Source organism: Arthrobacter sp. P1_B9, assembly GCF_056406495.1.
Genome location: NZ_JBFUAA010000011.1, coordinates 58,892 through 77,041, shown reverse-complemented (window position 1 = coordinate 77,041; position 18,150 = coordinate 58,892). Strand labels below are relative to the sequence as shown.

The window sequence follows — 18,150 nt, the reverse complement described above, 5'->3', positions numbered from 1 at the left end:
TTAAAAGGCATGTCTACCACCCGAAGGAGGGGCCGTTGGGAATCTTGGACACCATCCGGAATCCGCAGGACCTGAGTAAGTTGTCCGGGGCGCAGCTGGATCAGCTGGCAGCCGAGGTCAGGGATTTCCTGATCGGCAACGTCTCCCGGACGGGAGGGCACCTGGGCCCGAACCTCGGCGTCGTCGAGCTCACCATCGCGGTGCACCGGATCTTCGATTCCCCCCGCGACAGCATTGTCTTCGACACAGGGCACCAGTCCTACGTGCACAAGCTCCTCACCGGACGGCAGGATTTCAGCACGCTCCGCCAGCAGGGCGGCATGTCCGGCTACCCGGACCGCGGCGAATCCGAGCACGACATCGTCGAAAGCTCGCACGCGTCCTCCTCGCTTTCCTGGGCCGACGGCATCTCGCGCGCCCGGCAGCTGACCGGCGACGGCGACCGCTTCGTCGTCGCGGTGGTGGGCGACGGCGCACTGACCGGCGGCATGGCCTGGGAGGCCATCAACAACATCGCGGCGGACAAGAAACGCCGTGTCGTGATTGTGGTCAACGACAACGGCCGCTCGTACGCCCCGACTGTCGGCGGGTTCGCCGACTACCTGGCGTCCCTGCGCCCCACCATCGATTCCCTCCGGGCCGCCCCCTCCTATGAAGGCACGCTCGAGTGGTGGAAGCGCAAACTGCAGAAGGGCGGCCCCGCGGGGCAGTTCACGTACAAGAGCCTGCACGCCATGAAGAAGGGCATCAAGGACTGGTGGGCCCCGCAGGGCATGTTCGAGGACCTCGGCATGAAGTACATCGGTCCCGTCGACGGCCACGACCTCCAGGCCATGGAAAACGCCCTGTCCACCGCCAAGAACTATGCCGGCCCCGTGATCGTGCACGCCATGACGGAAAAGGGCCACGGCTACGCCCCGGCCCGCGCCCATGAAGCGGACCAGTTCCATGCCGTGGGGATCATCGATCCGGAGACCGGCGCACCCACCGAAGCCGGTGGCGCGAAGTCCTGGACCGCGGTGTTCGCCGACGAGATCGCCGACATCGCCGACGAGCGACAGGACATCGTCGGGATTACCGGTGCCATGCTGATTCCGGTCGGGCTGCACAAGTTCGCCGCCCGGCACCCGGAACGCGTGTTCGACGTCGGCATCGCCGAGCAGCACGCCCTCACCTCGGCTGCCGGCATGGCGTTCGGGGGACTGCACCCGGTGGTCGCGGTCTACGCGACGTTCCTGAACCGCGCCTTCGACCAGCTGCTGATGGATGTCGCCCTGCACAAAGCCGGCGTCACGATCGTGCTGGACCGGGCCGGCGTCACCGGACCCGACGGCGCAAGCCATCACGGCATGTGGGACATGGCCATGGTCCAGATCGTCCCCGGGCTGCACCTCGCCGCGCCGCGCGACGCCACCCGGCTGCGGGAGGAACTGCGCGAGGCTGTGGCCATTGAAGACGCCCCGAGCGTGCTCCGCTACTCCAAGGGCAACGTCGGCCCCGAAGTCGATGCGGTCGAACGCCTGGAGGACGGCGTGGACGTGCTGGCCCGCCGGCCCGCGGGCTCGAGCGAGAACGACGTCCTGATCGTCAGCGTGGGCGCCATGTCAGAACTCGCGCTGGACGTCTCCGGCCGGCTCGGTGCCCAGGGCATCAGCTCCACGGTGGTGGATCCCCGCTGGGTCCTCCCGGTCCGGCAGTCCATCATCGATCTCGCCGCGCGCCACCGCCTGGTCATTTGCATCGAGGACGGTGTGCGGGCCGGCGGCGTCGGCTCCCGGATCCGCCAGGAGATGCGTGCCGCGGGCGTGGACACTGCCCTCAACGAGGTCGGCCTGCCGGTCGAGTTCCTCGAACACGGCACGCGCAGCCAGGTGCTCGAACGCGTGGGCCTGACCGCCCAGCAGATCACGCACGACGTCGTCGCCCAGGTCCTGGGCACCAAGGTGCCGTTTGCGCGCCCCTTGCCCGGCCAGGAACACCCCAGCACCGGCAGCATCCCGCAGCTGTAGCCAGCACATCCGTTGAGCACTACCCGTGGGCGCCACTGAATCCGGCGCCGGACGGCCCAGGAAGGAACTGGCATATGAGTGGAATTATCAGAGTTTACAAGCGCGACGAAGAGGGCACCCTGCACTTCAGGGAGGCCTGGTTTGATGAGGACTACAGCCAGTTCGTGATGAACCACGGCGTCGTCGGACACCAGAGCAAGACGGACGAGACGGACGTCGCGGACGCGGAGGCCGCGGAGCGCCTCATGGACGCCTTCGCGGCGCAGTGCGCCGAGGACGGCTACGCCGAAATTCCGGCGGAGGAACAGTCCTGGGTAGTGGCCCAGTACGCGCTCAAGACCAAAGAGGGGACCAGCCGCGACCGGTACCTCGAGGAAAAAGCCAAAGACGCCCTGATCAGCCATCTGGCCTGGCGGGGCCTGGGGATCGTGGACCGCAGCGAATTTTCCGACGCCCGGCTCAACATCTTCTGCCTCACCCCGGACGTGAATAAGACGGTCAACGCCATCAAGGTCTGCGTCCGCGGCGAAGACCTCGACTTCACCAAACTGAGCATTGGCGCCGCGCCGTTTGGCGAGGATACTTTCAAGCTCAAGCACTCGCCGAAGCCGGCAAACGGCTTCACGCTGTAGGCAGCACGGGCAAGGAGCCGGGCACGGCTCACACCAGTTTGGGGGCACGGACTGAAAGGCAACGCAATGACGCGCAAACCCTCGAAACCAGGCTGCACCCCGCTGCCCGCGGGACTCGCGGCGCCGGCGCGAAAGTCGCTCGCGCACGCGGGGGTCGAGACCCTCGAACACCTCGTGCAGCTTGGCCGGCGCCGGCTTGCCGGGATGCCGGGCGTCTGCCCTCGCACCCTCGCGCAGCTCCAGGACGCCATGGACGAGCACGGGCTGAAGCTGCCGGCAGGGTAGCGCGGGCCCGCTGTCCGCCGCCCGCGGCGGCCTGGCCGGGGCACCCGCCGGGGCGATATAGGCTAAAACCATGACTGAATACCGCCGCGTTGGAAATTCCGGACTGTCCGTCTCTGTCGTGGGACTTGGCTGCAACAACCTGGGCCGGTCCGGGACCGTGACCGAATCGCAGGAAGGCACCGACGCCGTCGTGCATGCGGCGCTCGACGCCGGGATCACCTTCTTTGACGTCGCGGACGCCTACGGCCGCGAGCCCGGCCTCAGCGAGTCAATGCTCGGCAAGGCCCTCGGTTCCCGCCGCGACGATGCGGTCATCGGCACGAAGTTCGGCATGGACATGCGCGGCGCCAACGGCGAGGACTTTGGTGCGCGCGGATCCCGCCGCTACATCATCAAGGCGGCGGAGGCCTCGCTGCGCCGGCTCGGCACGGACTGGATCGACCTCTACCAGTTCCACACCCCGGACCCGCTCACGCCCATCGACGAGACGCTCTCGGCCCTCGACGACCTCGTCACCAGCGGCAAGGTCCGCTACATCGGCCACTCCAACCGGGCCGGCTGGCAGATCGCCGAGGCTGAGTACGTGGCACGCGCCCGCGGGGGAGCCCGCTTCATCTCCAGCCAGAACCACTACAACCTCCTGGACCGGCGCGCCGAACTCGAGGTGACCCCTGCGGCCGAGGCCTACGGCCTGGGCGTCCTGCCGTACTTCCCGCTCGCCAACGGCCTGCTGACCGGCAAATACTCCGCCGGCCGGGCCCCCGAGGGAAGCCGGCTCAGCCACACCCGCACCAACCTGGTCCACGACGCCGACTGGGAACAGCTGGGTGCCTTCGGCAAGTTCGCCGCCGACCGCGGGCTCAACGAAGTCCAGGTGGCCTTCTCCTGGCTGGCCGCCCAGCCGTCCGTCAGCAGCGTCATCGCCGGCGCCACCACGCCGGAGCAGGTGCGCCAGAACGCCGCCGCCGTGGCCTGGAAACCCAGCCACGCCGACCTCGCCGAGCTGGACGACCTCTTCCCGCGCACGCCCAAGGTGGCGCTGTTCTGAACGGTCCAGGTCTGAACACTGATCGTATGAACAGTGCTGGTCTGAACAGTGCTGCAAGCGCCCGGGCGGCGGTACCTGCCGTGACGCATTCGATCCTGATGGACGTCGACACTGGGATCGACGACGCCCTGGCCCTGGTCTACCTGCTGTCCCGGCCCGAGGTCCACGTCCAGGCGATCACGTGCACCGCCGGGAACGTCGGGGCCCGTCAGGTGGCGCTGAACAACTTGGCCCTGCTGGAGCTCTGCGGCCGCGAGGGCATCGAGGTGGCCATCGGCGCCGAGGTCCCGCTGGAGATCCCGCTGGTCACCACCGAGGAGACCCACGGGCCGCAGGGCATCGGCTATGCCGAGCTGCCGCCGCCGCGCCAGCAGATCTCGGCGCGGCACGCCGTCGACGTCTGGGTCGAGGAGGTGCGGGCGCACCCGGGGGAGCTCACCGGCCTGATCACCGGACCGCTGACCAACTTCGCCCTGGCCCTGCGCCGGGAACCGGAACTTCCCCGGCTGCTCAAGGGACTTGTGATCATGGGCGGCAGCTTCTACTACCAGGGCAACACCACCCCTACGGCCGAATGGAACACCTCGGTGGATCCGCATGCCGCCAAGGAGGTGTTTGCCGCCTACCGGGGCCTGCCCGAGGACAAACTGCCGATCTTGTGTGCCCTGGAAATGACCGAGCGGATCGAGATGCACCCGGAGCACCTGCGCCGACTTGGCGAGGCCGCCGGTGCACCGGAGCCCGAACTCGTCCTCCCGGAGCAGTCCGAAGGCCAGCGGAGCCAGTCCGGGAACCCCCTCGTCGCTTGCCTGTCCGACGCCCTGCGCTTCTACATGGAATTTCACCGCCTCTATGACCAAGGCTATGTGGCGCACGTGCACGACGCCTTCGCGGCCTGCGCTGCAGCGGGGCGCACACCGTTCGCCACCCGGCTGGCCACGGTCGACGTCGAAACGGATTCGCCCCTGCTGATCGGCACCACGGTGGCCGATTTCCGCGGGCTGTGGGGGTTGGCGCCGAACGTCAGGATCGTCTCTGACAACAACCCCGGGCAGTGCTTCGACGAACTGATTTCCTCGATCGGCGCCCTTGCGCGCGCGGTGGGCCCCCGGGCGCCGGTGGCCTGAAACCGGACAGTACGGCTGGGCCAATGCGGGGAGTGCCCGGACGGGTCTGCAGATCGCTAGAATGGTCGCCGCTCGCTAGGATGGTAGCTGCGCCGAGGTGACATGAGGCGGAACTTGTTGTACCCAGCCAAAGGAACACCCCTCATGTCACAGCCAGCCCTCACCATCATTGCCCCTGGACAGGCGGCCGGCCGCAGGCGCCGCCTGCTCGAAATCGCCGGCGCCGCCGCGATCGCCGCCACCTACATCTTCCTGGTGCTGACCCAGCCCGCTGACATTGCCAACGGCCCGGCCAGCTTCTCCGCCCTCGTTGCCCTCGGCGGCTTCCTGCTCGGCGCTGTGCTGCTGATTGTGGCCGTCCTGCCGGCGCTGCCCACCTCCACCGTGGTCCTCATCCCGGTGGCGCTGGTCCTGAACGTGGTCCTCGGACAGCTGATGGGCAGCACGGGCCTGCCGTTCTACATTGACGCGATCGGCACCGTCCTGATCGCCGTCCTCGCCGGACCCGCAGCGGGTGCCGCCACGGGCGCGCTGAGCAGCATCGTCTGGTCCTTCTTCAACCCCACCGTTCTGCCGTTCGCCGCCGGTGCCGCCCTGATCGGATTCCTCGCCGGCATGGCCGCGCGCGGCGGGCTGTTCCGCCGCTTCTACCTCGCCCCCGTCGCCGGCTTCGTCACCGGCATCCTGGCCGGCGTCGTCTCCGCCCCGATCGCCGCGTTCGTCTTTGGCGGCACGTCAGGGCTGGGTACCGGGGCGATCGTCAGCGCCTTCCGCGCCATGGGGGATACCCTCCTGGCCGCCATCACCAAGCAGGCACTGATTTCCGACCCCATGGACAAGGCGATCGTTTTCACCATCGCGGCGCTGCTCGCCTACGCCCTGCCCCGCCGCACCACCTTCCAGTTCCCCTTCGTGCGGCGCTACCGGGTACTCGCCGGCAAGGCCCCGGCAGCGCCGGACGCCTGAGCCCCGCTGCGGCTGGGACACCCGACCCTGCGACACTGCCACAGCGACACTGACCCTGAGACACTGACACAGCGACCATGACACCGCGACTGCACCCCTTCACCGCGCTGACCCTCGCCGTATGCGCCGCCGTCGTCACGACGGCGGCCGCCTATTGGCCGCTGTCTGTCGCCGTGGCCCTCGCCGCGGTGATCCTTGCCGCCCGCCATGGCATTGCGGGGCGCGTCCTGCCCGCAGGAGCCGTGATCCTGACACCCCTGTGCCTGTCCCTGCTGGTGCTGCACGGCCTCTTCTTCCCTGAGGGCCAGACCGTGCTGGCCCAGTGGGGCCCGGCGAGGGTCACGGCCGAGGGTCTGGGCTTCGCGCTGGAGCTGGGAACCCGGACCACGGCCTGCGTGCTGGTATTCCTGCTCTTTTCCTTCACCGTGAGCGTCCCCGACCTCGTCTCCGCCCTCGCCGGGCGCAGGATCCCACCGCAGTTCGGCTTCGTCCTGGCGTCCACGCTCACCCTCCTGCCCGCCGTCGCGGGCCGCCTGGACCGGATCCGGCAGGCCCAGGAAACCCGCGGGATGGTGGTCGGACGCGGCCTGCTGTCCCGCCTCGGCACCCTCCGTCTGCAGATGGTGCCGCTGGTCCTGGCCCTGATTGACGACGCCGGAAGCCGCGCCCAGGCGCTCGACGCCCGCGGCTTCGGCAGCCCGGGGCCCCGGACCAGCTACCGCGAAGTCGCCGACCCGCCCGCCCAGCGGCTATGCCGGGCAGCCGCACTGGTATTCGCGGCGGCCGCCGTCGCCGGGCGGATTGTGGCCTCCTGGCCTGCCGGGGCGGTGTCATGACGGCCACCACCCGCACGGCGCTTCAGATCCGGATCGAGGCGTTCACGTTCCACGGCGATGACACCCCGGTGCTGAGGGATGCCGCACTCTCGGTCACGTCGGGTTCCCTGACCGCCGTCCTGGGCGGGTCCGGGAGCGGAAAATCCACGCTGGGCAAACTGTTGGCCGGCTGGCTCCGGGCCGGTCACGCCGGACAATTCCGCGGCAGCCTGGAGCTTGGCGGCACGGTGCTGGAATTCCGCGGCGTGCCCGAGGACCCCCGGATCAACCCCGCCGAGTGGTCGCGCCGCGTGGCCTTCGTTCCGCAGGACGCCGCGGCGATGCTCTCCTCGGTGCGCGCCACGGTCGCGGAGGAGCTGGCCTTCGGCCTGGAAAACCGCGCGACGGCCCGGGAGGACATGCTCCGCGCGGTGGAGCGCACCGCCGCCCGCACCGGACTCTCTCACCTGCTGGACCGGGACCCGGCCACGCTCTCCGGCGGGGAGCTGCGCCGGCTCGCCGTGGGCTGCGCCGTCATCACGGAACCGGACGTGCTCATCCTGGACGAGCCGCTGGCATCGCTGGACGCGGCCGGAGCCGCGCAAGTCGAGGCCCTGGTCCGCAGCCTCTGCGGCGCCGGGACCGGCGTCGTCCTCCTGAGCCAGGCAGCCGACGGGCTCGCCGGGGAAGCCACGCACTGGACGATTCTTGACGCTCAGACCGGGCCCGACGGCAGGAGGATCACCGCTGCCGGGACGGTCACCGCTGCCGGGACGCCGGCGCAGCTGGCGGGCTCGGCCGAACTGGAGCGCGCCGGAGTGATTGGCGTAGGCGGGCCCGGCGGCATTGGGCCGAGCGGTATTGGGTCCGGCGTCCTGGGGGCCAGTGGGTCCGGCGTCGCCGCCGGCGCCCGCCATCCCGGGCCGGTGCCTGCCGCGGCGCCCGGTCCCGGCCCGGCATCGCTGGAACTGCGCGGGGTTGGGTTCGGCTACGCTCGGGACCCGCGTCGGCACGGCACCGGCGCGCAGGACCGGGTCCTCCGGGACGTGGATTTCGCCGTGCGCCCGGGCGAGATCATCGCCGTGACCGGGCTCAACGGCGCCGGCAAGTCGACACTGCTGCGCCACTTCAATGGACTGCTCCGGCCCTCGGCCGGGGACGTGCTGGTCTGCGGGCGCAGCATTGCCGGCGAGCCGGTGGGAAAGGTCGCGGCCTCCGTGGGCCTGTTGTTCCAGCACCCCCGGGACCAGCTTTTCGAACGCACCGTCCTGCGGGAAGCCGCGTTCGGACTCCGGCAACTGTCCGGAAAGGCCGGCGCCGAGGGCAAGGCCCGGGCCGCGCTGGCCGCGGTGGGCCTGTCCGGTACCGAGGAGGCACACCCGGCCGAGCTGTCCGCCTCCCGGCAGCGGCTGCTCGCCCTGGCCACGGTCCTCGCCCGCGAACCGGCGGTGGTGGCCCTGGACGAACCGACCGTCGGGCTGGACCGGCACGGCCTCGAGGCGCTGCAGGGCGCCGTCGACCGCGCCGCCGCGCGGGGCGCCGCCGTCGTCATGGTCACCCACGACCTGGACTACGCACGGAGGAACGCGCACCGCGTCCTGGAACTCAGCGGCGGGAGCCTGCGGGAAATCTGACTGGGGCCGCGGGGTAGGCACCGAATCCAACGCGCAATGCATGACGCGCAATGTATATTGCTTGGAGTTTCCGCGGGCCTGGTCCTGGACAGCAGGATCTATTCCGCGGACGCGGTCTTTCGCGTTCCAGCCTTTCATCTCAACACCGCAGACATCGAGGCTGCCCACGTCATGGCGCCGCCGGGATGCCCGGCCACTCTCCCGAAAGCAGCGCCGCCGCCCGGACCAAAGTCCGGGCGGCGGCGCCAACAAAAGCGAGCGGTGAAGCCTGGCTTTAGGCCGGCTCTGACGCCACGCCCGGGGCCAGGAACTTCTTGCCGTTGACCCGTTCCGAGGCGCCCACCCGGTCCAGATACGGGGTGATCCCGCCCAGGAACATCGGCCAGCCCGCGCCGAGGATCATGCAGAGGTCAATGTCCTCGGGACCGGCCACAACGCCTTCCTCGAGCATCAGCCCGATTTCCTCCGCCAGGGCGTCCTGCGTCCGGCGCAGCACCTCCTCGCCGGTGGACGGGGTGCTGCCAAAGGACATCAGCGCCAGGGTTTCGGCCGGTATGAACGGCTTGCCGTCCGGGCCCGGCACCGGTGTGCCGTTCTGCACGGCCCAAATGGACGTCACACCGTTGTCGATCAGCACCTGCAGGTTCGCCGAGACCCTGAAGCGGTCCCCGAACGCCGTGTGCAGCGATTCCTGGACATGCTGCGCCACGGGCAGGCCCACCATGGCGCCGAGCACAAAGGGCGTCATGGGCAGGCCCATCGGCCGCAGCGCGTTATCGGCCACGTCGGCGGCGGTGCCCTCGTCGAAGGCCGCGGTGACTTCACCCATGAGGCGCAGCAGGACGCGGTTGACCACAAACGCGGCGGCATCCCTGACCAGCACCGCCGACTTCTTGAGCCCCTTGGCGAGCTCGAACGCGGTGGCCAGCACGGCGTCGTCGGTCTTCGGTGCCCGCACGATCTCCAGCAGCGGCATCACGGCCACCGGATTGAAGAAGTGGAAGCCGACCAGGCGCTCGGGGTGCTCAAGGTCCTCCGCCATCGCGGTGACGGACAGCGAGGACGTGTTGGTCGCGAGGATGCACTCTTCCGAGACGATCGCCTCGACTTCCTTGAAGACCTGCTTCTTGACGTTGAGTTCCTCGAAGACGGCCTCAATGACGAAGTCGGCGTCGGCGAAGGCCTCCTTCGAAACTGATCCCGTGACGAGCGCGCGGGTGCGGTTGGCGGCGTCGGGGCTGATCCGGCCCTTCGCCAGCAGCTTCTCCACCTCGGCGTGGACGTAACCCACGCCCTTGTCCACGCGGGCCTGGTCGATGTCCGTGAGGACCACGGGTACTTTGAGCTGGCGGGCGAAGAGCAGGGCGAGCTGGCTGGCCATCAGGCCGGCACCGACGACGCCGATCTTCGTCACCGGGCGCGCAAGCTTGCGGTCCGGGGCGCCGGCTGGACGCTTGGAGCGGCGCTGCACGAGGTCCAGGAAGGCGTACACCGTGGAGCGGAACTCGTCGGTCTGCATGAGGTCGGCGAGCGTCTCGCATTCGAGCTCAGCGGACTGCGCCTGGGTCAGGGTGCGGTTGGCCTCCATGACGTCCAGGACCTTGGCGGGCGCCGGGGAAGCGTTGGAGGTCTTGGCCTCCACGAAGGCGCGGCCCTTGGCGACGGCGGCCGCCCAGCGGGCGGCGACCTCCGGAGCGGACGGGTCCACGGCGTTCGCCCGCTCCGGCGCCACGGCACCGGCAATGACTTTCGCGGCCCACGCCAGGGACTGTTCCACGAAGTCGGCCGGCTCGAACATCGCGTCCGCCATGCCCAGCTGGTAGGCCTGCGGCCCGGTGAGCGTGCGGTTGTTGCTCAGCGGGTTTTCGATCATGACCTTGAGGGCGTTCTCCGGCCCGATCAGCCGCGGCAGGATGTGGACCCCGCCCCAGCCAGGGATGAGTCCGATGAACGCCTCGGGAAGGGCCAGAGCGCCGGCGCCGGTAGAGACCGTGCGGTAGGTGGACTGCAGCGCGATCTCCAGGCCGCCGCCCAGGGCCAGTCCGTTGATGAATGCGAAGCTCGGCACGCCGAGGTTCGCGAGGGTGGCGTAGACGTCGTGGCCGAGCTGGGCCATCCACAGGCCCTGTTCGCGTCCGCTGACGGACTTGACCGTGGAGAGGTCGGCGCCGGCCACGAGGAAGTACGGCTTGCCGGTGACGCCGACGCCGGCAATCTCGCCCCGGGCGGCGCGTTCCTTCAGTCCTTCCAGGACCGTGCCGAGCTCGATCAGGGTGTTGGGTCCGAGGGTGGTGGGCTTGGAGTGGTCCAGGCCGTTGTCGAGGGTGACCAGCGCGAAGATGCCGGGGCTTTTGCCGTCAGTCGTCTCCCCACCGTCGACGGGCGGCAGTTCGATGTCCTGGACGTAGGAGTGGGTGACCGTTTCGTTGGGGAAGAGTTCTGCAAGCTTGCGGAAATCAGCGGCGCTCATGCTGTGGCTCCAGTCTCGGTGGTCGTGGTCTCTGCGTGCTGTGCTGCTGTGTTGTGCATTTCTCTGCCAGGTGCTTCGGTGCCGTAATCTGCGTGATGCGGGTTCTCCCAGATTACGGTGGCGCCCATGCCCAGGCCGATGCACATCGTGGTCATGCCAAAGCGGACGGAGGGGTCCTCCTCGAACTGCCGGGCCAGCTGGTTCATCAGCCTGACCCCCGAGGACGCCAGCGGGTGCCCGACGGCGATCGCGCCGCCATAGCGGTTGACGCGGGGGTCGTCGTCGGCGATCCCGAAATGGTCCAGGAAGCTCAGGACCTGGACGGCGAAGGCCTCATTGATTTCGAAGAGCCCGATGTCCCCGATGCCGAGTCCGGCGTTCTTGAGTGCCTTCTCGGTGGCCGGGACCGGGCCGATGCCCATGACCTCGGGTTCGACGCCGGCGAAGGCATAGCTCACCAGGCGCATCCTGACCGGCAGCCCGAGTTCCTCGGCGGCATCGGCGGAGGCCAGCAGGGCTGCGGTGGCGCCGTCGTTCAGGCCCGCGGCGTTGCCCGCCGTGACCCGGCCGTGGGCGCGGAACGGCGTCTTAAGCGTGGCCAGGTCCCCGAGCGAGGTCCCCGGGCGCGGGGGTTCGTCCACGGTGTTGACGGTCCAGCCCTGGCCCGGCTTCATCGTGGCGACGGGTACGAGGTCGGGCTGGATCTGGCCGTTGGCGTAGGCTGCGGCGAGCTTGTCCTGCGAGGCGACGGCGTAGGCGTCTGTGCGGTTCTTGGTGATGGCCGGGAAACGGTCGTGCAGGTTCTCGGCCGTGTTGCCCATGTTCAGCGCGGCCGGGTCCACGATCCGTTCGGACATGAAGCGCGGGTTGGGGTCGGCGCCGGCGCCCATCGGGTGGTTGCCCATGTGTTCCACGCCGCCGGCGATCACGACGTCGTACGCGCCGAAGCCGATGCCGCTCGCCGTCGTGGTGACGGCGGTCATGGCGCCGGCGCACATGCGGTCGATCGCGAAGCCGGGCACGGTGCGGGGGAGTCCGGCCAGCAGGGCGGCTGTGCGGCCGATGGTCAGACCCTGGTCGCCCGTCTGGGTGGTGGCGGCGATCGCGACCTCGTCGACTCGGTCCGCCGGAAGCGAGGGGTTGCGGCGCATCAGTTCGCGGATGCACTTGACCACGAGGTCGTCGGCGCGGGTGCCCGCGTAGATGCCCTTGTCGCCGGCGCGGCCGAACGGGGTGCGGACGCCGTCGACAAAGACGACGTCGCGCACGGTCCTGTTTCTTCCGCTGCTCGGGTTTGCGCTGCTGGGTTTTCCGCTGGTGCGGGCTTGGCTCACGGCGTACTCCTCATTGAGACATGGTGCCGGAACCGCGCTAGCGGCAAAAAGCCCTGTGGCAGGGGTTGCCACAGGCGGGAGGGTTCCGAACGACATCATGCATCATGTTACTCGCCAGTAACATAGCTGGCAAGGAGGAGATGAGCGGCCCCGGAAGGAGCCGCTAGACCGTGGAACCCGACGGCGCCTCCGCGGCGGCCTTGGGTTCCTTCGCGGGCAGCGGCTCGGGGTGCAGGAAAGCCTCGGCAATGAGCGGAGCCGTGATTTCGATCTGCCACTGGCGCGCCCCGAGGTTCGCCAGTTCCTCGGCCACGCCTTCCTCGCTGCATTCTGCCGGTGGACGCCAGGCGACCCGCCGAAGATAGTCCGGGGTCAGCAGGTTTTCCACCGGCAGGTTCAGTTCCTCGGCCTTGGCCTGGAGTTTCGGACGGGCGGTGGCGAGCCTGGCGGCCGCCTCCGGGTCCCGGTCCGCCCAGACGCGCGGGGGCGGGGGAGCGTTGGTGGGCAGGTGCAGCGGCGGCAGGTCCTCCAGGGCCCGGGCCACGCCGATGCAGCGCAGCCAGCGGGGGGCTTCCCGCTGTGCGGCGCGGCCGTGGAAGCCCTTGGTGCCCAGGAGCTGGGGGACCGTGGAGGGCATCGCCTTGGCCGCGGCGACGAGCGCGGAGTCGGGGATCAGCCGGCCGGGGGCGACGTCACGTTTCTGGGCCAGGGAATCGCGTTCCAGCCACAGCTCCCGGACTGCGGCCAGTTGGCGGCGGTCCCGGATCTGGTGCAGCCCGGACGTCTTGCGCCACGGATCAACGCGCGGCGGGGCCTGTCCGGCTTCGAGGATGGCGGCGAATTCCTGCTCGGCGTATTCCAGCTTCTCGTCCGCCACGAGCAGCTCAATCAGTTCCTCGCGCAGCTCGGTCAGGACTTCGACGTCGAGCGCGGCGTAGCGCAGCCACGGTTCCGGCAGGGGGCGGGTGGACCAGTCGGCGGCGGAGTGTTCCTTCGCCAGGCCGAAGCCCAGGAGCTGTTCGATCACGGCGGCGAGGCCCACCCGGGGCAGCCCGGCCAGGCGGGCGGCGAGCTCGGTGTCGAAGAGTTTGTCCGGCCACATGCCGAGTTCGGACAGGCAGGGCAGGTCCTGGCTGGCGGCGTGCAGGATCCATTCGACGCCGCGCAAAGCGTCATTGATGATGCTGAGGTCCCCGAAAGGTTCGGGATCGATCAGCCAGGTTCCGGAGCCTTCGCGCCGGATCTGGACCAGGAAGGCGCGCTGGCCGTAGCGGAACCCCGAGGCGCGCTCCGCGTCCACGCCCGCAGGGCCGTGGCCGGCGGCGAGGGCCGCGGCGCAGCGTTCGAGTCCGGACTGGGTTTCAATGACCAGCGGCACGCCGTCGCGGGGAATGTCGAGGTCGATCACTTCAGGGACCAGGCTGTCGAAGCCTTCCACGGTGATGTGGGCTGTGGTGTCAGCAGCCTCGGCCGTGGTGCGACTGGCGCCGGCCGTGCTGATTTCCGGATTCTGAGGGGTCATGGTCTCTACAGTTTACCGACAACATGGCGTATAGGGCCGTGACCGCGGCCGAACAGGGGCCTCATGCGTGTCCGCGGGGGCGGCGGGGAAGGGCCGTGACGCCCTCGGGCAGGGGCGGCAGCCCGGCGAAGGTGCAGACCATGTCCGACCACGCCTCCAGGTGCGAGGTGATGTCCGGGGTGGCCGGGGTCCAGGAGGCCCGGAGCTCAATGTCGATTGAATTCGGCCGGTCCGACAACGTTCCAAAGCTCTCCGAGAGCACCCGGGTGGCGGTGCCGCCGGCGGAGCGGTACGGGGCCTGATGGTTTTCCAGCGCTTCTACCAGCCAGGTCCACGCCACGGACCCCAGGAGTTCGTCGTTGCCCATCTCGGGTTCCAGCTGGGCGCGGATGTAGGTGACGATCCGGAATTCCCCGTCCCATACGGCAGAGCCGTCGGGATCGTGGAGCAGAATGAAGCGGCCAGTGGCCAGCTCGACGTCGTCGCTGCCGGACGCCCGTGCCAGCGCCGCGGCGGCCGGGCCGTGGACCGGTCCGCCGGCGGGGGAGTCGCCCGGGCCGATCACTTCCGCGCCCAGGGCCACCGCGAACGGTGCCAGCCGGGACGGGGCCGGAATTTCGTCCAGGTGCAGCTCGCTGCGGCACCGTGCCTGCCGAAGGGTCCCCAGGGCGAAGAGGAAATCTGCCGGAACCTGATCGAGGGAGCTCACCTTGGAAGGTTATGCAACGGCCGGAGCCCTGCCCGGCAGGCTCGCCGCCGGGCAGGGGAAGCGTTGCACGGCTCAGGCAGCGGCGAGCTCGCGCTTGATGGCCGCAATGAAGGAATCAACGTCGTCCTCGGTGGTGTCGAAGGAGCACATCCAGCGGACCTCGCGGGCCGCCTCGTTCCAGTCGTAGAAGCGGAAGGACTTGCGCAGCCGGTCCGCGACACCGGCAGGCAGGACGGCGAAGACGCCGTTGGACTCGGTCTTCTGCGTCAGTTCGACGCCGGGGATCGCCTCGACGCCGGCGCGCAGCCGGGCGGCCATGGCGTTGGCGTGCGAGGCCGAGCGCAGCCACAGCTCACCCTCGAGGAGGGCAATGAACTGGGCGGACATAAACCGCATCTTGGAGGCCAGCTGCATGTTCATCTTGCGCAGGTAGACCAGGCCGTGTGCGGCCTCCGGGTTCAGGGCGACCACAACCTCGCCGAACAGCAGGCCGTTCTTCGTGCCGCCGAAGGAGAGGATGTCCACGCCGGCGTCACGGGTAAAGGCCCGCAGCGGGACCCCCAGGTGGGCGGCGGCGTTGGCCAGCCGGGCACCGTCCATGTGCAGCTTCATGCCCTTTGCGTGGACATGCTCAGCGATGGCCCGGACCTCGTCCGGGGTGTAGCAGGTACCGAGCTCGGTGGTCTGGGTGATGGACACGGCCAGCGGCTGGGCGCGGTGCTCATCGCCCCAGCCCCAGGCTTCCTGGTCGATCAGTGCGGGGGTGAGCTTGCCGTCGGTGGTGGGGACCTGCAGCAGCTTGATGCCGCCGATCCGCTCCGGTGCACCGTTTTCGTCCATGTTGATGTGGGCGGTGGAAGCGCAAATGACCGCACCCCAGCGCGGGAGGAGCGACTGCAGGGACAGGACGTTGGCTCCGGTGCCGTTGAACACCGGGAAGCACTCGATGCCTTCGCCGAAGTGCTCTTCCATCAGCTGCTGCAGGCGCGCGGTGTAATCGTCCTCGCCGTAGGAGACCTGGTGGCCTTCGTTGGCGGCGGCCAGGGCCGCGAGGACTTCCGGGTGCACGCCGGAATAGTTGTCCGAGGCGAAGCCGCGGACGGAGGGATCGTGGAGCCGCACCGCAGTGCCGGCAGGGACAGTTTCAACTGTGCTGGTCATCGTTTTGCTCACGCTTTCAGTCTAAGAGGTCGGGCCGCCCGGGCTAAGCCCGGGGCCCTGGATCGGGGCCCAGACCCTGTGCCACAGACGCTGGGGTCCAGGATCAGGGCCGCGGAATCAGGGATGTTCAGCGGCTGAGCAGCAGCCGCTGGCCGTTCAGGTCGCCGGCAGGAGCGTTGAAGAGTCCCGCTGCGGCAGCCGCCAGGTCAGCCACGTCCGTGAAGCCCGGGAACTTGCGGTCCGGGGCCTTGGCCCGCATTTTCGCGTCAACGAGGGCTTTCACCACGAAAATGACGGCGGCGCTCCGTAGCGCGGCGCTGTCCTGTCCGGCGTTGTCCTGTTGCGCCCTGTCCTGCTCTGGAGTGCCTGTGCTGGTGGCATTGCCCGCGGCGTGGACCCGGCGGAAGCCGTCAGCGACCGCCAGCGTCCAGGCCTCGGCGGCCGCCTTGGCCGCGGCGTAGCTCGCCCCCGCCGCCGTCGGGGCGCTTACCGCCGTGGAGGACACCATGGCGAAGCGTCCTGCCTCAGAGGCGGCGAGGTCGTCGAAGAAGACGCGCGTAACGTTCCGCAGGGTCGTGACGGCGTTGCGCTCCAGGAAGTCCCAGTCGTCGTCGCTCTGGTCGGTGATGCCTTTCGCGCCGCGCCAGCCGCCCACCAGGTGGATAACGCCGTCGACGCGTCCGGCCAGGCCGGCAATGCTTTCCCGCAGGGCGCGGACGTCGGCCAGGCTGGCGAGGTCGCAGGCGAGCGGCGTGACGCCGTCGCCGGCCTCGGCGGCGGCTGCCTCGATGCGCGCGGCATCCGATCCGACCGTGAAGACCCTGTGGCCGGCGCCGCGCAGGGCGCGGGCCGTCGCGATTCCCGACGGCCCGCTGCCCCCCGTGACCAGCACGTTCAAAGTGCGTCCGGCACTCATCCGGCGTTCAGGGCCTGGGTGCCGCCGGACTCTGATCCCGTGTCAGTGCCGGTATCTGTGCTGATGTCTGACGACCCGGTGATGCCGGCAGTGGATTCGATGACGGGCCGCATCTTCTTCTCCAGCGCCTCGTAGAACATGGAGAGCGGGAACTCGTCGTCGAGGACCTGGTCCGTGAGGCCGCGGGGCGGACCGTCCAGGGGGAGGGCGTCGGGACCCTTGGCCCAGACCGAGGCCGGGTTAGGCGTGACCGTGCCAGAGATGAGCTCGTAGGCGGCGAGCCAGTGGGCCATCTTGGGGCGGTCGATCGAGCGCCAGTACAGTTCCTCGATCTTCGCGCCGAGTTCAACCACGACGTCGGCAGCCTCGTCCCAGTCGATGCTGAGTTTGCTGTCGGTCCAGTGCAGGACGTGGTGCTGGTGCATCCAGGCGAAGAGCAGCTGGCCGCCAAGGCCGTCGTAGTTCCGCACGCGCGTGCCGGTGATGGCGAAGCGGAAGATGCGGTCGAAGATCACGGCGTACTGGACCAGCTTGGCGTGCCGGCGGGCCTCCGGGTCAGCGTCCTCGTCCTTCTCGATCTTCACGGATTCGCGGAAGGCGGTGAGGTCGCAGCGCAGTTCCTCCAGTGAGTAGAGGAAGAACGGCATGCGCTGCTTGATCATGAACGGGTCGAAGGGCAGGTCGCCGCGCATGTGGGTGCGGTCGTGGATCAGGTCCCACATGACAAAGGTTTCCTGCGTCAGCTGCTGGTCCTCCAGGAGCCCGGCGGCGTCCTCGGGCAGCTGCAGGGAGGTGATCTCGGCGGCGGCGCGCAGGACGCGGCGGAAGCGTGCGGCCTCGCGGTCGGCGAAGATCGCGCCCCACGTAAACGTCGGGGTCTCGCGGACCGCGACGGTCTCGGGGAACAGGACTGCGGAGTTCGTGTCGTAGCCCGCGGTGAAGTCGAGGAACCGGATCGGGACGAAGAGCTTGTTGGAGTATTCGCCGGCTTCCAGGCCGCCGATGAATTCCGGCCAGATGACCTCGATCAGCACGGCCTCGACGAGGCGGCTGCTGCTGCCGTTCTGGGTGTACATCGGGAACACGACCAGGTGCTGGAGTCCGTTGACCCGGTGCTGCTGCGGCTGGAACGCCTGCAGGGAATCCAGGAAGTCCGGGACCCCAAAGCCGCCATCGGCCCAGCGGTCAAAGTCGGTGACCAGCAGTTCCAGGTAGTTCGCGTCGTGCGGGAAGGACGGGGCCAGGGCCGCGACCGCCGCGGTGATGGTTGCGACGTGGCCGGCCGCGGCTTCGTGGGCTTCGGCATCCGGCACGGATCCGTCCTGGACCTGGAGGGCGCGCAGGGCGGTGGCGGCAGCCTTGAGCCGCAGCCATTCCTGGTTGCCGGCGGTGATCGGGGCGGGGGCGGTAAGAGCGGTCGTGGTCATCGTCGACGGTCGCCTTTCTGTTTGCTGTGGAGCGTGTCGCTGGATCTAAATCGAGCGTAGCAAGCAAGCAGAGACTCTAATGCAAAATTGTCTCG

At 69.2% G+C, this 18,150-nt stretch carries 15 protein-coding genes; 8 read left to right on the top strand and 7 right to left on the bottom strand.

Annotated elements, in window-relative coordinates; translation table 11 throughout:
• Positions 1 to 35 precede the first annotated feature (35 nt).
• From dxs to AC1D1A_RS15450, 8 genes are all read left to right on the top strand, one after another.
• The gene (dxs, locus tag AC1D1A_RS15485; protein WP_476873101.1) at positions 36 to 2,009 is read left to right on the top strand and encodes a 1-deoxy-D-xylulose-5-phosphate synthase; all 1,974 of its coding nucleotides are present in this window, start codon (positions 36 to 38) and stop codon (positions 2,007 to 2,009) included.
• 74 nt (positions 2,010 to 2,083) lie between these two features.
• Positions 2,084 to 2,641: a hypothetical protein gene (locus AC1D1A_RS15480; protein ID WP_476886938.1), complete on the top strand. Its 558-nt coding sequence runs from the start codon at positions 2,084 to 2,086 to the stop codon at positions 2,639 to 2,641.
• Between the two features lie 66 nt (positions 2,642 to 2,707).
• On the top strand, positions 2,708 to 2,926 hold the full coding sequence (locus AC1D1A_RS15475; RefSeq protein ID WP_026537002.1) for a helix-hairpin-helix domain-containing protein: 219 nt from the start codon (positions 2,708 to 2,710) through the stop codon (positions 2,924 to 2,926).
• Between the two features lie 70 nt (positions 2,927 to 2,996).
• A complete protein-coding gene (locus AC1D1A_RS15470) occupies positions 2,997 to 3,974 on the top strand; it encodes an aldo/keto reductase (protein WP_476860244.1) in 978 nt (325 codons plus the stop codon).
• Between the two features lie 98 nt (positions 3,975 to 4,072).
• Positions 4,073 to 5,101, top strand: coding sequence for a nucleoside hydrolase (locus tag AC1D1A_RS15465; RefSeq protein ID WP_230009738.1), 1,029 nt, complete (start codon positions 4,073 to 4,075; stop codon positions 5,099 to 5,101).
• Positions 5,102 to 5,245: 144 nt separating this feature from the next.
• Positions 5,246 to 6,067, top strand: coding sequence for an ECF transporter S component (locus tag AC1D1A_RS15460; RefSeq protein WP_476948095.1), 822 nt, complete (start codon positions 5,246 to 5,248; stop codon positions 6,065 to 6,067).
• A gap of 77 nt (positions 6,068 to 6,144) precedes the next feature.
• Positions 6,145 to 6,903 (top strand): energy-coupling factor transporter transmembrane component T, encoded by a 759-nt coding sequence (locus tag AC1D1A_RS15455; RefSeq protein WP_476948094.1) that lies wholly within the window; start codon positions 6,145 to 6,147, stop codon positions 6,901 to 6,903.
• Positions 6,900 to 8,516, top strand: coding sequence for an ABC transporter ATP-binding protein (locus tag AC1D1A_RS15450; protein WP_476948093.1), 1,617 nt, complete (start codon positions 6,900 to 6,902; stop codon positions 8,514 to 8,516). The genes AC1D1A_RS15455 and AC1D1A_RS15450 overlap by 4 nt, the downstream gene beginning before the upstream one ends.
• Before the next feature lie 274 nt (positions 8,517 to 8,790).
• On the opposite strand, the gene AC1D1A_RS15445 is transcribed toward AC1D1A_RS15450, so the two are convergent.
• From AC1D1A_RS15445 to AC1D1A_RS15415, 7 genes are all read right to left on the bottom strand, one after another.
• Positions 8,791 to 10,986: a 3-hydroxyacyl-CoA dehydrogenase NAD-binding domain-containing protein gene (locus AC1D1A_RS15445; RefSeq protein WP_476948092.1), complete on the bottom strand. Its 2,196-nt coding sequence runs from the start codon at positions 10,984 to 10,986 to the stop codon at positions 8,791 to 8,793.
• On the bottom strand, positions 10,983 to 12,320 hold the full coding sequence (locus AC1D1A_RS15440; protein WP_476948091.1) for a thiolase family protein: 1,338 nt from the start codon (positions 12,318 to 12,320) through the stop codon (positions 10,983 to 10,985). The genes AC1D1A_RS15445 and AC1D1A_RS15440 overlap by 4 nt, the downstream gene beginning before the upstream one ends.
• Positions 12,321 to 12,483: 163 nt before the next feature.
• Complete coding sequence (locus AC1D1A_RS15435; RefSeq protein WP_476948090.1) at positions 12,484 to 13,842, bottom strand: HRDC domain-containing protein; 1,359 nt, start codon at positions 13,840 to 13,842, stop codon at positions 12,484 to 12,486.
• A 61-nt stretch (positions 13,843 to 13,903) separates the two neighbouring features.
• Entirely contained in the window at positions 13,904 to 14,551 is a 648-nt protein-coding gene (locus AC1D1A_RS15430) for a DUF3000 domain-containing protein (RefSeq protein ID WP_018772438.1), read from the bottom strand.
• Between the two features lie 72 nt (positions 14,552 to 14,623).
• Complete coding sequence (locus AC1D1A_RS15425) at positions 14,624 to 15,712, bottom strand: threonine aldolase family protein (protein WP_028277018.1); 1,089 nt, start codon at positions 15,710 to 15,712, stop codon at positions 14,624 to 14,626.
• A 127-nt stretch (positions 15,713 to 15,839) separates the two neighbouring features.
• Complete coding sequence (locus AC1D1A_RS15420) at positions 15,840 to 16,628, bottom strand: SDR family oxidoreductase (RefSeq protein ID WP_476860248.1); 789 nt, start codon at positions 16,626 to 16,628, stop codon at positions 15,840 to 15,842.
• Entirely contained in the window at positions 16,625 to 18,055 is a 1,431-nt protein-coding gene (locus AC1D1A_RS15415) for a DUF6421 family protein (protein WP_476948089.1), read from the bottom strand. Before AC1D1A_RS15415 ends, AC1D1A_RS15420 begins: the two co-directional genes overlap by 4 nt.
• Positions 18,056 to 18,150 lie beyond the last annotated feature (95 nt).

What these genes read in the sequence shown, in the direction of transcription:
- AC1D1A_RS15480 (WP_476886938.1), top strand. Translation starts at nt 2,084, where the DNA reads ATGAGTGGAATTATCAGAGTTTACAAGCGCGACGAAGAGGGCACCCTG.
- AC1D1A_RS15475 (WP_026537002.1), top strand. Translation starts at nt 2,708, where the DNA reads ATGACGCGCAAACCCTCGAAACCAGGCTGCACCCCGCTGCCCGCGGGA.
- AC1D1A_RS15470 (WP_476860244.1), top strand. Translation starts at nt 2,997, where the DNA reads ATGACTGAATACCGCCGCGTTGGAAATTCCGGACTGTCCGTCTCTGTC.
- AC1D1A_RS15465 (WP_230009738.1), top strand. Translation starts at nt 4,073, where the DNA reads ATGGACGTCGACACTGGGATCGACGACGCCCTGGCCCTGGTCTACCTG.
- AC1D1A_RS15460 (WP_476948095.1), top strand. Translation starts at nt 5,246, where the DNA reads ATGTCACAGCCAGCCCTCACCATCATTGCCCCTGGACAGGCGGCCGGC.
- AC1D1A_RS15455 (WP_476948094.1), top strand. Translation starts at nt 6,145, where the DNA reads ATGACACCGCGACTGCACCCCTTCACCGCGCTGACCCTCGCCGTATGC.
- AC1D1A_RS15450 (WP_476948093.1), top strand. Translation starts at nt 6,900, where the DNA reads ATGACGGCCACCACCCGCACGGCGCTTCAGATCCGGATCGAGGCGTTC.
- AC1D1A_RS15445 (WP_476948092.1), bottom strand. Translation starts at nt 10,986, where the DNA reads ATGAGCGCCGCTGATTTCCGCAAGCTTGCAGAACTCTTCCCCAACGAA.
- AC1D1A_RS15435 (WP_476948090.1), bottom strand. Translation starts at nt 13,842, where the DNA reads ATGACCCCTCAGAATCCGGAAATCAGCACGGCCGGCGCCAGTCGCACC.
- AC1D1A_RS15425 (WP_028277018.1), bottom strand. Translation starts at nt 15,712, where the DNA reads ATGACCAGCACAGTTGAAACTGTCCCTGCCGGCACTGCGGTGCGGCTC.
- AC1D1A_RS15420 (WP_476860248.1), bottom strand. Translation starts at nt 16,628, where the DNA reads ATGAGTGCCGGACGCACTTTGAACGTGCTGGTCACGGGGGGCAGCGGG.
- AC1D1A_RS15415 (WP_476948089.1), bottom strand. Translation starts at nt 18,055, where the DNA reads ATGACCACGACCGCTCTTACCGCCCCCGCCCCGATCACCGCCGGCAAC.